Source organism: Azospirillum sp. 11R-A (assembly GCF_049472615.1).
Taxonomy (GTDB): domain Bacteria; phylum Pseudomonadota; class Alphaproteobacteria; order Azospirillales; family Azospirillaceae; genus Azospirillum; species Azospirillum palustre.
In genome coordinates this window covers 202,237-216,456 of the sequence record NZ_JBCEBL010000009.1, presented here as the reverse complement: position 1 = coordinate 216,456, position 14,220 = coordinate 202,237, and the positions used below count along the sequence as shown (strand labels likewise).

The 14,220-nt window shown below is 69.0% G+C and carries 13 protein-coding genes; 2 read left to right on the top strand and 11 right to left on the bottom strand.

The genetic code is table 11. From position 1 onward, the window contains the following. The 11 genes from VH569_RS15215 to VH569_RS15165 form a co-directional block, all read right to left on the bottom strand. Entirely contained in the window at positions 1 to 774 is a 774-nt protein-coding gene (locus VH569_RS15215; RefSeq protein ID WP_423316104.1) for an ABC transporter ATP-binding protein, read from the bottom strand. Next, positions 771 to 1,811: a branched-chain amino acid ABC transporter permease gene (locus VH569_RS15210; RefSeq protein ID WP_423316103.1), complete on the bottom strand. Its 1,041-nt coding sequence runs from the start codon at positions 1,809 to 1,811 to the stop codon at positions 771 to 773. The genes VH569_RS15215 and VH569_RS15210 overlap by 4 nt, the downstream gene beginning before the upstream one ends. Further along, positions 1,804 to 2,697, bottom strand: a complete 894-nt coding sequence (locus VH569_RS15205) for a branched-chain amino acid ABC transporter permease (protein WP_098738313.1) — start codon at positions 2,695 to 2,697, stop codon at positions 1,804 to 1,806. Before VH569_RS15205 ends, VH569_RS15210 begins: the two co-directional genes overlap by 8 nt. 26 nt (positions 2,698 to 2,723) lie before the next feature. Continuing rightward, complete coding sequence (locus VH569_RS15200; RefSeq protein ID WP_423316102.1) at positions 2,724 to 3,908, bottom strand: ABC transporter substrate-binding protein; 1,185 nt, start codon at positions 3,906 to 3,908, stop codon at positions 2,724 to 2,726. A gap of 58 nt (positions 3,909 to 3,966) precedes the next feature. Then, the gene (locus VH569_RS15195) at positions 3,967 to 4,776 is read right to left on the bottom strand and encodes an enoyl-CoA hydratase/isomerase family protein (protein ID WP_423316101.1); all 810 of its coding nucleotides are present in this window, start codon (positions 4,774 to 4,776) and stop codon (positions 3,967 to 3,969) included. Positions 4,777 to 4,804: 28 nt separating this feature from the next. Continuing rightward, positions 4,805 to 6,376, bottom strand: coding sequence for an AMP-binding protein (locus VH569_RS15190; RefSeq protein ID WP_423316100.1), 1,572 nt, complete (start codon positions 6,374 to 6,376; stop codon positions 4,805 to 4,807). Then, entirely contained in the window at positions 6,369 to 6,899 is a 531-nt protein-coding gene (locus VH569_RS15185) for a (2Fe-2S)-binding protein (protein ID WP_423316099.1), read from the bottom strand. Before VH569_RS15185 ends, VH569_RS15190 begins: the two co-directional genes overlap by 8 nt. After that, on the bottom strand, positions 6,887 to 7,723 hold the full coding sequence (locus tag VH569_RS15180; protein WP_423316098.1) for an FAD binding domain-containing protein: 837 nt from the start codon (positions 7,721 to 7,723) through the stop codon (positions 6,887 to 6,889). The genes VH569_RS15185 and VH569_RS15180 overlap by 13 nt, the downstream gene beginning before the upstream one ends. Further along, positions 7,720 to 10,779, bottom strand: a complete 3,060-nt coding sequence (locus VH569_RS15175) for a xanthine dehydrogenase family protein molybdopterin-binding subunit (protein WP_423316097.1) — start codon at positions 10,777 to 10,779, stop codon at positions 7,720 to 7,722. Before VH569_RS15175 ends, VH569_RS15180 begins: the two co-directional genes overlap by 4 nt. A 124-nt stretch (positions 10,780 to 10,903) precedes the next feature. Beyond that, on the bottom strand, positions 10,904 to 11,779 hold the full coding sequence (locus tag VH569_RS15170) for an AraC family transcriptional regulator (protein WP_423316096.1): 876 nt from the start codon (positions 11,777 to 11,779) through the stop codon (positions 10,904 to 10,906). A 142-nt stretch (positions 11,780 to 11,921) separates the two neighbouring features. Next, the gene (locus tag VH569_RS15165; protein WP_109051129.1) at positions 11,922 to 12,833 is read right to left on the bottom strand and encodes a LysR family transcriptional regulator; all 912 of its coding nucleotides are present in this window, start codon (positions 12,831 to 12,833) and stop codon (positions 11,922 to 11,924) included. A 273-nt stretch (positions 12,834 to 13,106) separates the two neighbouring features. Between VH569_RS15165 and VH569_RS15160 the strand changes: the two genes are divergently transcribed. Continuing rightward, positions 13,107 to 13,892, top strand: a complete 786-nt coding sequence (locus VH569_RS15160) for a 5-oxoprolinase subunit PxpA (protein WP_377806175.1) — start codon at positions 13,107 to 13,109, stop codon at positions 13,890 to 13,892. Positions 13,893 to 13,981: 89 nt separating this feature from the next. Continuing rightward, positions 13,982 to 14,218, top strand: a complete 237-nt coding sequence (locus VH569_RS15155) for an acetyl-CoA carboxylase (RefSeq protein ID WP_098738303.1) — start codon at positions 13,982 to 13,984, stop codon at positions 14,216 to 14,218. Positions 14,219 to 14,220: the final 2 nt, after the last annotated feature.

Below are 14,220 nucleotides of genomic sequence, written 5' to 3'. Positions count from 1 at the left end.
TCACCCGTGTCCGAAATAGGCGGCCTGCACCGCGGGATCGGCGCGCACCGCCGTGGGCGTCCCCTCGGCGATCTTGCGGCCCTGGGCCATCACGACAACATGGTCCGACAGGCTCATCACCAGCCCGATGTCGTGTTCGATCAGCAGCACGGTCAGTTCGCCGGCCAGCGAGCGGATCAGCGCGCCGGTGTCGGCGGTGTCGCCGTGGCTCATGCCCTGGGTCGGCTCGTCCAGCAGCAGCACCCGCGGTTCGGCGGCCAGCGCGACCGCGATCTCCAGCCGCCGCTGTTCGCCGTGGGAGAGGTTGCCGGCAAGCTCGCGCGCCTTGGCCGACAGGCCGAAGCGGTCCAGCAGCGCCTCGGCCTTGGCGAGCGCCCGGCGGCTGTGGCCGACCGGACGCAGCGCGTGCCAGGGCCGCTCCAGCACCTGCGCGGCAATCCGCAGGTTCTCCAGAACCGGCAGTTCGAAGAACAGGTTGGTGATCTGGAAGGACCGGGCCAGCCCGGCGGCGAGCAGCCGGTCGGGCGCCTGCCCGGTGACGTCGGCACCGTCCAGGGTGACCCGGCCGCCGGTGGGGCGGATGGCGCCGCTGATCAGGTTGAACAGCGTGCTCTTGCCCGCCCCGTTGGGACCGATGACCGAGGTGATCCGCCCGGCGGCGGCATCGAAGCCGACGCCCGCCACCGCCTGGAGTCCGCCGAAATTCACCGACAGGTCGCGGACGCCGAGCGCGCAAGCGCTACCCGCCACCGTCTTGAGGGAGGCTGCCGTCATGGCGTCGCCCTCCCCTGTTCGCCGCGGCGGCTCAGCCGCGCCAGCAGGGCGCCGACCAGCCCCTTGCGCAGGAAGATGACGGACAGCATGAAGATGACCCCCACGACGATCAGGTGATGCTCGGTCCAGGACCCGACGACCGAGCGCAGGGCGGTCAGCAGCAGGCTGCCCACCACCGGCCCGACCAGCGTTCCGACGCCGCCGACGATGACGGTGATCACCGCGTTGCCGGAGGTCTCGAAGAACATCAGTTCGGGCGAGACGAAGCCGCGCAGCATCGGGTAGAGCGCGCCCGCCAGCGCCGCGACGCAGGCGGCCAGCACATAGACCGCCAGCTTGTAGCGCCAGGCGTTGAAGCCGAGGAACGGCACGCGCTTCTCGTTGGCGCGGATGGCGGCCAGCGTCCGGCCGAACGGTGCGTCCATCAGATAGGCCAGCCCGGCATAGGCCGCGACGGTCAGGCCCAGCACGAGCAGGAAGAAGGACAGCGGGTCGGCGGTGTCGAGGCTGAACGGCCCGAAGCCGATGCTGATCTGCGGGATGCCGATCAGCCCATCCGACGCGCCGAGCGCACGGGTGTTGTAGACCGACTTGGCGGCGACCTGGGCCAGCCCGAAGGTGATCAGCGCGAAATAGACGCCCTTCACCCGGTTGGCGATGACGCCGCCGATCAGGCCCGCCACGCCGCCGGCCAGCAGGGCCGCCGCCATCGCCAGCCAGAAGCTGGGCGCGACGTCGCGCAGGACGAGCGCCGAGACATAGGCGCCCAGCCCGAAATACAGCGCCTGCCCGAGCGACAGCAGGCCGGTGTAGCCGAGCAGCAGATCGACGCTCATCGCCAGCCCGGCGAAGATCAGAGCCTCGGTCGCCAGACGCAGGTAGAAGCCGTTGCCGGTCGCCCAGGCGACGGCGGCGAATCCCAGCGCCGCCGCCAGGAAGGCCAGTGCCAGCCAATGGACCGGGGCCAGACGGGAAAGCCGGGATGCCGGACCGGCGCGGCCGGGATCGGAGAGGGTGCGCAGAGTGGCCTCAGGCATGTCCCAGCCTCCCGAACAGGCCCTGCGGCCGGACCATCAGCACCAGCACCATGATCCCGAACACCAGCGGGTCGGACCAGACCGGCGAGATGTAGAGGCTGGACAGCGCCTGCACCTGGGTCAGCAGCAGGCCGGCGATCACCGCCCCCTGGATCGACCCCATGCCGCCGACGATCACCACGGTGAAGGCCATCAGGATGAAATCGCGCCCCATGGTCGGGAACACCGAGTAGATCGGCGCCAGCAGCACGCCGGACAGCCCGGCCAGCGCCACCCCGAAGGCGAAGGTGCCGGCATAGACCCGGCGCACCGGCACCCCCAGCGACGAGGCCATGTCCTTGTCGAAGGCGGCGGCCCGCACCATGGCGCCCAGCCCGGTGCGGAAGACCACAACCCAGACCGCGGCGATCAGGGCGAGGCCGAAGCCGATCAGGAACAGCCGGTAGTTGGGCAGGAACATGCCGAGGATCTCGGTGCCGCCCTCGATGGGGTTCTCGGGCCGCTGGGTGTTGGGGCCGTAGACCAGCTTCAGCAGGTCTTCCATAATCATGCCCAGCCCGAAGGTCAGCAGCAGGGTCAGGATGTGGCGGTCGCGGCTGTGGAAGACCCTGGCGATCAGCCAGCGCTCGGCCAGCCAGCCGATGGGCAGCATCAGCAGCGGCACCAGCACCAGCAGCGCCCAGAAGCCGACCCCCAGCCCGGCCAGCGTCAGGGCCAGGAAGGCGCCCATGGCGTAGAACTCGCCATGGGCCATATTGATGACGTCCAGCAGCCCGAAGATGATGGTCAGGCCCAGCGCCATCAGGACGACGGCGACCCCGAGCGACAGACCGTTCAGCGCCTGCGGCGCCAGGACGAATTGCAGATAATCGATGAGATCGGCCATGGGCGTCGGCTCCCTGGAAACGGTCCTCAGAAGCGGGTGCACTGGTCGGGACCGATGGCGGCGTCGCCCGGAACGGTGCCGACCACGTCGAAGCGGTTACTGCCACCGTCCGCCGCGATGCGCACGGCATACATGTCCTGGATCGCCTGATGGTCGCCGGCCCGCATGGTCTTGGCTCCCTGCGGCGTCGACCAGCTCAGCCCTTCCATCGCCTTGCGCAGCGTGTCGGTGTCGGTGCTTCCGGCCTTCTCGACGGCGGCCTTGAAGAAGCCGATCAGGCCGTAGCTGTCGGCGCCGTAAAGGTCGGGCGCGGTGTCGTAGGCCTTGCGGAAGGCGGCGACGAACGCCTTGTTCTCCGGCGTGGTGAGTTCGGCGGAATAGCCGACGCCGGTGACGAAGCCGTCGGCCGCCTTGCCGATGGCGCCGATGTTCTGGGCGGTGACGGTGCCCGACGCGCCGACGATGGTCAGGTTGCGTAGCAGCCCGTATTCGTTCATCTGCGTCAGCAGGCGGACCGTGTCGTTGCCGGCGGTGGAGGTGTAGAGCACGCTGGGACGGGCGGCACGGAGCTGGCCGAAATACTGCGAGTAGTCCTTGCTGCCGAGCGGCGCGAACACCTCGCCGGTCGATTGCGCGCCGGTCTTCTCCGCCGCCTGCTTGAAGGCCGCGACGGTGGAACGGCCCATCTCGTAATCGGGGCCGAGATAATAGACCTTGGCCTTCGGCTTGTCCTTGGCCAGCCATTCCGCCAGCGCCGCCGACTGCTGCCCCGCCCGCGCATTCACCCGGAAGACGTTGAGCGAGCATTTGTCGGTGGTGATGGCGTCGGAGAAGGAGACGGTGGTGGCGATCAGCCGGCCGTTGCGCTCGGCAAGCTGCCCGACCGCCAGGGTGGAGCCGGAATTGACGGTGCCGGTCAGGAAATCGACCTTGTTGACCTGGAACAGCTTCTCCGCCTTCTGGGTAGCGACGGCGGGGTTGGCCTCCTCGTCCTCGAACAGCAGTTCGACCTGACGGCCGAGGATGCCGCCGGCGGCGTTGACCTCCTTCGTCGCCAGCTCCAGTCCCCAGCGGACCTGCTGTCCGATCGGCGCGTAGGTGCCCGACAGCGGGGTCACCACCCCGATGCGGATCGGATCGGCGGCGGACGCGATCCCGCCGAACCCGAGCAGGACGAGCGCGGCGGTGCCGAGAAGCGTGGTCTTGGTCATGATTTTTGGTTCCTCCCTATGCTGTCCATGGTTTGTTGCCCATGCTTGGAGGCGTCGGTCAGACGCCCGTAAAGACCGGCTTGCGCTTCTCGTGGAAGGAGGCGACGCCTTCCTTGAAGTCCTCGGAGCCGCGCAGGCGGCCGTAGGCCTGCCCCTCGATCTCGATGGCGCCGTTGACCGAGACGTTGTTGCCGCTGTTCAGCACGCCCTTGATGGTGCGCTGGGCAAGCGGCGAGAAGCCGCGCAACTCGTCCACCAGGGCGGCGACCGTCGCTTCCAGTTCGGCGTCGGCGACGCACTCGGTGACGAAGCCCCAGTCGGCGGCCTGCCGGCCGGAAATGCGCCTGGCCCGCATCACCATGTCCTTGGTCCGGCAGATGCCGATCATGTGCAGCAGGCGGGCGGAACCGCCGGAGCCGGGGATCATGCCGATGCGCATCTCCGGCAGGGCGAACTGCGCGGTCTCCGACGCGATGCGGAAATCGCAGGCCAGCGACAGCTCGAAGCCGACGCCGAAGCAATAGCCGCGGACCTGGGCGATCACCGGCTTGCGGCAGCGCTCCGGGGCGGCGATGTTGACCGCCAGTTCCGACACATGCTCCGCCGACTTCTCCATGAAGCCGGCGATGTTGCCGCCGGACGAGAAGTTCTCGCCCTCGGCGCGCAGGACGATCACCCGCACCATGGGGTCGCGGTCCAGCACCTTGAACACGGCGGCGAACTGGTCACGCTGGAGCATGCTGACGATGTTGAAGGGCGGGCGATGCAGCACGATGTCGGCGCGCTCCTTGACCTCGTCGAGTTCCACGCGGAAGCCGTCGAGGTCGGCGAGCAGGCGGTCGGTGCTGTCGAAACGATAGGGGGTCACGGTCGAAACTCCATGGATAAGGCTGAATTCAGGAGAGGGTCGGGCTGCGTTCAGGCTGGCTGCGCTCGGCCGGGCCGCTCTCAAGGGCGAACTCGCCGGCCTGCAGCTTGCGGCGCAGGATCTTGCCGACCGGCGATTTCGGGATTTCGTCGAGGAAGACGTACTCGCGCGGCCGCTTGAAGTTGGCGAGGCCGGAGGTGCGACAATGGTCGTCGAGGTCGTTGGCATCGACGCCGCGGGCGCGCTTGACAAAGGCGACGACCCGCTGGCCCCAGCGTTCGTCGGGCAGGCCGGCGACCGCCACCTCCAGCACGCCGTCATGCAGGGACAGCACGCTTTCGATCTCGACCGGCGAGACGTTCTCGCCGCCGGTGATGATCATGTCGTCGACCCGGCCGGTGACGAAGAGGTCGCCGTCGCCGTCGAGGAAGCCGATGTCGCCGGTGAAGTACCAGCCGGCATGCAGCGCCTTGGCGTCGGCGTCCGGCCGTTTCCAGTAACCTTCGAAGGACTCGTCGCCCGACAGGTCGGCGGCGATCTGGCCCTCCTCCCCGGCGGCGGCACGCTCGCCGGGATCGAAGCTGCCGAGGCGGACGATGCGGATGCGCTGGTTCAGCGCCGCCTTGCCGGCCGACCCCGGCTTGGCCGGCGCGTTCTGGTCGATGGTGAAGGTGTAGATCTCGGACGAGCCGTAATGGTTGACGAACAGCTCGGGCCGGAAGGCGGCGTCCAGCCGCTTCAGCAGGCCATCCGTCATCGACGCCCCGGCGAAGCCCAGCTTGCGCACCGACGACACGTCGGTGTGCGCGAATTTCGGGTCGGCCAGCAGGTCGTGATAGAGCGTCGGCACCAGATAGAGGCAGCTCAGCCGTTCCGCCGCGATCAGGTCGAGCGCCCGGGCCGTGTCGAAGCGCGGCAGGCAGACGAAGCAGCCGTCGACCAGCGCCATCGCCAGCAGCGAGCGCACCCCCATCGTGTGGTAGAGCGGCATGACGCCCAGCGTGCGTTCGCCCCGGCGGTAGCAGTTCTGGGCGACATGGGCGATGGCGGCGGCCCGCTCCGTCCGGTGGCGGCGCGGCACGCCCTTGGGCTTGCCGGTGGTGCCGGAGGTGTAGAGGAACAGCGAGACATGTTCCGCCGTGGCGCGCGGCTGCGCCGCAGCCGGATCGCCGTTCAGCAGGTCGGCGAAGCGGCGCTCCCCGGCATCGACCGGATCGCCAACCGCGATGCGGGGCAGCGCCTGCGCCGCGGCGGAGGTCCGGACGGCGTCGGCCGACACGTCCTGATAGAACAGGGCGCGCACCTCGGCGTCGGGCAGGCAGTAATCCAGCTCGTCGGGCTTCACCCGCCAGTTCAGCGGCACCACGGCGATGCCGGCCAGCTGGCAGGCCCAATGGATGGTCGCCATCTGCCAATTGTTCTGCAACGCGGTGGCGATGCGGTCGCCGGGGCGCAGGGCCAGCCGGTCGAAGGCGCCGACCAGCCGGCGGATGCGCTCCAGCCATTGCGCGTAGGTCAGCCGCAGGTCGCCGTCGACGATGGCGAGCGCGTCCGGGCTGCGCTCCGCGCTGGCCAGGATGCTGCGGCCGAGGTCAAACATGGGCGACCTCCCTCACCGTCCGGCCGGTGACGTCCATCACGGCGCGGACGATGCCGGCATAGCCGGTGCAGCGGCAAAGATGGCCGCTCAGCATGTCGCGTAGCTCCTCTTCGGTTGGCTTGGGATTGCGGTCCAGGTAATCGGTCAGCGACATCAGGATGCCGGCGGTGCAGAAGCCGCATTGCAGGGCGTGATGCCGCCGGAACGCCTCCTGGAGCGCGGTCATGCGCCCTTCGTTGGCCTGGGACAGACCTTCGACGGTGTCGATGCGCCGGCCGTCGGCCTGCACCGCCAGCGTCAGGCAGGCGCGGACCGCCACGCCGTCGATGCGGATTGTGCAGGCGCCGCAGACGCCGTGTTCGCAGCCGACGCGAGTGCCATGGGCGCCCAGCTCGTGGCGCAGGAAATCGCTCAGCAGCAGGCGCGGATGGGCATGGCCGGTGCGCGGCGTGCCGTTCAGGACGATGGAGACGGCGTGGCGCGCCTCCGCCGTCAGCGCGGATGTGGATTTCAGCGGCGGCATGACAGGGCCTCTTCAAGAACGGTGCGGCCGATCCGGCGGACAAGGTCGCGGCGGTAGCGGGCGGTGGCGTGCTGGTCGTCGTCGCCGCCGAGGTCCCAGGCGAAGGCATTCAGCGCCTCGTCGAGATCCGGCGGCAACCCGCCCTCGACCAGCGGCCAGGAACGCATCGTCGGCCGGTCCGCCACCCCGCCGACGGCAAGGCTGGCGCGGTCGCCGTCCACCGTGGCCGCACAGGCGGCGATGGCGAAATCGCCGTGCCGCATCGACTGCTCGCGGAAGGCATGACCACAGCCGGGACGGGCGAGCGGAAAGCGGATGCATTCGACGATCTCGTCCGCCGCCTTCACCGTGGTCAGCGGGCCCAGGAAGAAATCGGCGGCGGCGATTGTGCGGCGGCGCTTCGCGTTGCGCAGCACCACCTCACCGCCGGCGGCGACCAGACAGAGCGGCGTCTCGGCGCTGGGATCGGCATGGGCGACCGAGCCGCAGAGCGTGCCGCGGTTGCGGGTCTGGAAATGGCCGACCCACGGCAGGGCGGCGGCCAGCAGCGGCACTTCGCGCGCCAGGGTCGGGCGGGCCAGCACCTCGGCCTGGGTGACGGCGGCGCCGACGGTCAGCCAGCCATCCTCGGCCCGCAGCGTGCGCAGCTCCTCCAGCCGGCCAAGGTCGATCAGCAGGCGCGGCTGGACCAGCCGCATGTTCAGCATCGGCAACAGCGACTGGCCGCCGGCAATCACGCGGGCGTCGTCGCCCCCGTCCGCCAGCGCCGCCAGTGCGTCGGCCACCGTCGCCGGCCGCAGATAGTCGAAGGGTGCGGGCTTCATCGGTCGAATCCCAGAAGGCGCAGCAGGCGCGTCAGAAGCGATGGGGAGCCGGCGGGCACCTCGGTGCCGCCGGCACGGGCGACCAGCTTTTCGAAGAACTGGCCGATCAGCAGGCGCGACGCGCTGTCGAGCATCCGACCGCCGACCGCGGCGACCTTGCCGCCGACCGACGCGCTGTAGCGGTAGGTGACGCGCGTGCCGGTGGCGGTGCGTTCCAGCGTCACATGCCCGGTGCCGCTGCCAGAACCGAGCGCGCTGGTGCCGCTGCCGGTCAGGGTCAGTGCGCTGGGCGGATCGAGGTCGGACAGCGCCACCTGTGCGGTGTAGCGTCCCCTCACCGGTCCGATTCCGACCACCACCTCCGCCCGGTAGGCGTTGGGGCCGACGAGGTCCAGCGCCTCGCAGCCGGGCAGCAGCGCCGCCAGTTCCTTGGGGTCGAGCAGGATGGCCCAGACCTGTTCCGGCGTCGCCGGCACCTCGCGGCTGCCCTCCCCGGTCAGGCCGCGCCCACCCTTGACGGCGGCCGGCGGAGTCTCCATGGCACTGGCGGCGGAGGCCGGGCGCGGCGGCTCCGGCGGATGAATCAGCGCCGCCAGCTTGGCCGGGGTGATCGGCAGGGACGGCGGCTCTGCCACCGATACACCGGCCACGGACATGCCCGACAGCGCGTCCGCCACCGCGTTGGCGAGGCAGACCGGGGTGCTCATGCAGTTCCCCTCCCCCACCCCCTTGGCGCCGAGCGGCGTCACCGGCGACGGGCTTTCGCGATGGAGGATGACGGGAACCGGCACCTCGCAGGCGGTCGGCACCAGATAGTCGGCGAAGGTGCCGGACAGGAACCGGCCATCGTCGCCATAGGCGTATTCCTCGTACAGCGCGGTGCCGACGGCATGGGCGAAGCCGCCGAGGATCTGGCCCTCCACCAGCAGTGGGTTCAGCAGCCGGCCGGCGTCGTGCATGGTGACGTAGCGGTCGATCCGCAGCGAACCCGTGGTCCGGTCGATCTCGACCCCGCAGAAGTCGAAGATGAAGCCGTAGCAGGCGGAACTGTTGATGTGGTCGGCGTCGGTCGGCGCCTTCAGCGGCTCCGGCGTCCAGAAGGCGGTCTCGCGCAACGCCGCCTCCTGCCCGTCGGGCAGCGTTCCCGGCGCCCAGTGGCCGGCGGCGGCGACGCGGGAGAAGGACAGGCCGTTGTCCGGGTTGGCGTCGGAGAAGACCTTGCCACCGGTGAAGCGCACATCCTCCGCCCGGCAATTCAATTGCCCGGCGACCAGCGCCGCCATGCGGCCGCGCAGCCGGGTCGCCGCCACCTGGGCCGCCCCCGCCACCGCCCCGGCGAAGCGGCTGGAATAATTGCCCGACGCGATCGACCAGGCATCCTTGCCGGTGTCGAGGTCGGTGTTGACGCGGATGTCCTCGAAACGCAGGCCGAAGACGTCGGCAACCACCTGGGCCAGCACGGTGCGGTGACCCTGTCCCTGGGGGGCGGAGGCCACCGTCACCGACACGCCGCCGGTGGGATCGACGGCGACGCTGGCGGTCGCCTGCGCACCGTTCTTCGGCCCGGCCTTGCGCCGTTCCACGGCGGTCAGCACGGTGGTGATGTAGCCCATGTTGGAGATCGACGGCTCGACCACTGCGGCATAGCCGATGCCGTAGAGCCGCCCCTCCGCCCGCAGCGCCTCGCGCCGGGCCTTCAGCGCGTCGAGCGCCCCCTCGCGCACCGCCTGCTCCAGCGTCGCGCGGTAGTCGCCGCTGTCGAGCGTCCCGCCCGACGCGGTGCGGTAGGGCATGGCGTCCGCCGCCACCAGATTGCGGCGGATGACGTCGAGCGGATCCAACCCAAGCTCCGCCGCCACCCGGTTCATCAGCCGTTCCAGCCCGTAATAGAGCTGCCCGCCGCCAAAGCCGCGGTTGAGGCCGGTCGGCGTCTTGTTGGTGACGACGATGCGGTTGGTCACCGTCAGGTTCGGGATGTCGTAGGCGCCGGTCAGGTTGCCGTGGTTGCGGTAGAGCGAGGCCGGCTCCGGCGCCCGCAGATAGGCGCCGCAATCCTCGGTCTGCTCCATCCGCAGCGCCAGCACCCTGCCGTCCGGCTCCACCGCCGCATCGATGCGCATGCGGCGCGCGGTGGCCGAGGTGGCGGCCATCAGATGCTCCAGCCGGTCCTCCACCCACTTCACCGGCCGGCCGGCGACGCGGGCGCACAGCCCCATCAGCACGACATAGGGGAACACCGCCTGCTTGTTGCCGAAGCTGCCGCCGGAATGGGGCGGCGTCTTCAGCCGCAGCCGCGATCCCGGCACGTTCAGCGCCCGCGCCATCACCGGATGGACGGCGAAGGGACCGGAGAAGTTCGACAGCACCTCGTACGCGTCTTCGGCCGCGTCGTAGTCGGCGAGGACGACGAAGCACTCCATCGGGGTGCAGGAGTTGCGGGGATACTCGACCTCGACCGACACGGCATGGGCGGCACGGGCGAAAGCGGCCTCGGGGTCGCCATAGCGGAAGCTGCGGCTGTTGACGAGGTTGGAGCCCACCGCCGGATGCAACAGTTCCGACTCTTTCTCCAGCGCCTGGGCAATCGAGGTCACCGGCGGCAGCGGGCGATAGCGCACCTCGATCCGGTCGAGCGCGTCCTCCGCGACATAGCGGCTGTCGGCCAGCACCACCGCCACCGGTTCGCCGACATGGCGCACGCGGTCGATGGCGAGGCACCAATGTTCCATCGGCGCGCGGATGCCGACCAGGAAGGCGCTGGCAAGGCGTTTGGCGTCGGCCCCGGTCACCACGGCGGCGACGCCGGGAACCGCCAGCGCGGCGGCAAAGTCGATGTCCAGCAGGTCGGCGTGGGCGTGCGGCGAGCGCAGGATCGCGGCGTGCAGGGTGCCGGGCTTCACCGGCAAATCGTCGGCATAGCGGGCGACGCCGGTCAGCAGTGCGGCGTCCTCCACCCGCGGCATCGCACGGCCGACGAACGGCACCGCGGCCGGCTGCGGCTGCGGCGAAACGCCTTCGCTGTCAATGGTGTGGGCGGCGGTCTGCGTGGCCGTCATCGTCATCCTCCCGTTACCGGAGGAGACTAGACCGTTTGCCAAGCGAAGCTTTTACCGTGGAGTGTCGCGATTTACCCTAGCGTCTCATTTTTATGGGCGTCTCATTTTTACGCGCGTCCCATTGTCATGCATGCCCGGCTTCCGGCCGCCCTCCGCCGGGCCGGTCCACCAGATTGACGACGCGGCGGTATTCGGTGGGCGTCACGCCCTGGTGGTTGCGGAAGAAGCGGCTGAAATGGCTGGGGGCAGAAAAGCCGAGCCGGCCGGACACCTCGGTGGCGCTCTCCAGCCCGGCGGCCATGGCGTCGATGGCCGCCTCCATCCGCAGCACGTTGAAATAGAGTGCCGGGGTAATCGCCATCGTCTGCTGGAACAGCCGGAACATGTGGGCGCGCGACAGGCCGGCGGCGGCGGCAACACGGGCGGCGTCGAACTCCTCGCCCAGGGTCCCCCGCATGAACAGGATGGCCTGACGGATGCGGAAATCGCCGGCCATCGGCGCGGCATAGCGTGCGCCGCCGAGCGTCCGCCATTCGGAGAAGCGGTCGATGATGGCGATCATCAGGTCGAACAGCGCCTCTTCCATCCGCTCGCCCGATGGGTCGTCATAGAGCAGTTCCGCCGCCATGCGGTCGGCCAGCCGGCGGATGTAGGGCGTCAGCTCGCCGCAGGACTGCGCGAAGAAGCCGGGGTTGCCGCTGGCGTTGAGTTCCCGCTGCATCGCGCCGAGCCAGCGCGGCTCGATGTACAGAGCCAGGATCACGGTGCGCGGGGCGCCGGGTTGATGGGCATAGGAATGGGCCTCCCAGCTGTTGACCAGCACCGCGGTGTCGTCGCGCAGCGGATAGAGCTGCTCCCCGACGGCAAAGCGGGTGTCGGCGCCGGATGCCTTGATCAGCACATGGCAATGGGGATGCGCGTGATGGATCAGCGCATTGTCCATGTCCAGCAGGGCGACGCGGCCGAAGCTTCCCTGATGGATGCGCATCGCTTTCGACATGGCTTCCGGTCCCTTCCTGCCCATCGGCGGCAAACGGCCGCCGGGATGCTCTTCAATGGTTTGCTTTACAAGCTAATCGTCGGCGATCCCCTTTACCAGTTCCATACAGGCGCAACCCTGCTGCCATCGCCGGAGCGGCCGGTCACCGCGGCATGCGGCTTTGCGGAGTTTGGTAGACTTCGCTGAAATGCGTGCGGAACAGACGCATGGCCGGCGTCAGCTCGACCCCCTGCCGCCAGGCGAGGCCGACATCCATCGCCGGAACCCGCTCGCGCATGATGATCGTTTCGATGCGCCTCCCCTCCAGCGACCATGGCCGGTAGACCATGTCGGACAGGATCGTCACCCCCTGGCCGTTGGCCACGGTGGAGCGCACCGCCTCGATCGACGAGGTCCGCAGCCGGACATTGGGACGGAAGGGGGAGGCGCTCCAGTAGCGCGTCGTCCAATGGGCGGCCTCGTCCACGGTCAGCATGATGTAGGGGTGCTCGGCGACATCCTGCAACCCCACGGAATCGAGGTCGAGCAGCCGGTGCCCGGCCGGCACCCACAGGCGACGCTGGCTTCCAATCAGCGTTTCGGTCGTCAGTTCCGGATTGCTGATGTTGGAGGTCAGGACCACCGCCATGTCGAGCCGGCCGGTGATCAGATTGTCCTCGATCATCTCGCGCGTCAGCTCGTGGATGTGGATGCGCAGGTTGGGGTAGCGCCGTTCCAGCCGCTCCAGATGCTGCGGCAGGAAATATCCCAGCACCGTGTAGCTGGCGCCGATGGTCAGGCTGCCGGCCACCTCCGCCGCCGTGTCGGCGGGGTGCAGCGCCTCCTCCACGCTCGCCATGATGCGGTGGCTGGCGGCCAGGAAGCGGCGGCCGGTGTCGGTCAGTTCCATGCCCTGTGCGGTGCGGACGAACAGCCGCCCGCCGATCTCGGCCTCCAGTTCCTTGATGGCGGAGGTGATCGCCGACTGGGAAATCGACAGCTCGCGCGCCGCCCGCGACACCTGCCCGAGATTGGCGGTGGCGACGAAGTATTTCACATGACGGAAATTCAGCATGCCGAACCCCGGAATTTTGCGTGAATAGATATCGAAAAATCAGAACATGCCTAAATCCTATACAGGCTCCACCAGCCCGAATTCGGCAGAACCTTGCCGGAATGCCTGATTTACGGGCGGATTTTGTCATCGAAAAAACAGATAAAGCAATCTCAAAAATTAGAAATTGCAAAGGGTCGGAAACAACATACGCTCATATGGCAAGGCAGCCATTCCGCGGACTCATCCCTGGGGCTCGACGTCCCCGGTTCCGCGAAGCAAGGGAGTAAGGCGTTGGCTCGTACAATGGTCGATCTCAACTGTGACCTCGGCGAGGGGTACGGCCAGTGGACGCTCGGCGAGGCCTCCGACGATGCGCTGATGGACCTCATCAGCTCGGCCAATGTCGCCACCGGCTTCCATGCCGGCGATCCCAACCTGATGGACCGCGTGGTCCGGCTGGGCGTCGAACGCGGCGTGGCGCTGGGCGCCCATCCCGGCTACCGCGATCTCCAGGGCTTCGGCCGCCGCGTCATCCAGGCCAAGCCTGAGGAGCTGGTGAACGACATCCTCTATCAGGTCGGCGCGCTGCGCGAATTCGCCCGCCGCCACGGCACCCGGCTGCAGCACGTCAAGCCGCACGGCGCCCTCTATATGGAAGCGGCGAAGGACGAGACGTTGTCGCGCCTGATGGTCGAGGCGCTGCTGAAGTCGAGCCCCGACACGCTGCTGTTCTGCATGGACGTATCCAAGACCTGCGCCGTCGCCGAGGCGGCCGGCCTGCCGGTCATCCGCGAATTCTATGCCGACCGCGACTATGACCGCAGCGGCTCCATCGTCTTCGCCCGCCGCATGCGCCCGCTCGATCCGGCGGAGGTCGCCGACAAATGCGTCCGCGCCTGCCGCGACGGCAAGGTGCGGACGGTGGAGGGCGACGACATCGACATCGCCTTCGATTCCATCTGCTTCCACTCCGACACGCCGGGCGCGCTCGCCATCGGAACCGCGGTGCGCGACGCCCTGCTGAAGGACGGGCTGCGCATCGTCGCCGCCGCCGACCTGCACCCCCAAACCCGCTGATCCACTCCCCCCGCTTAACACAGCCCGCCGACATCTCCTGATTTCTCCCCCCCTCGCCCCAGGCGGCCCGTTGAAGAAGGATTGATTCGATGCCCGAGATCCGTTCCCCCCTGCCCGGCTCCTTCTACCGGCGCCCCGCCCCCGGCCAGCCGCCCTTCAAGGAAATCGGCGACCGGGTGGAACCGGGCGACGTCATCGGTCTCGTCGAGGTCATGAAGAGCTTCAACGAGATCCGGGCCGATGTCGGCGGAACCATCCTGAGCTTCGCGGTCGAGGACGAGGAACCGGTGATGGCCGGCGCCGTCCTCGTCGAGCTGGAAGGCTGACC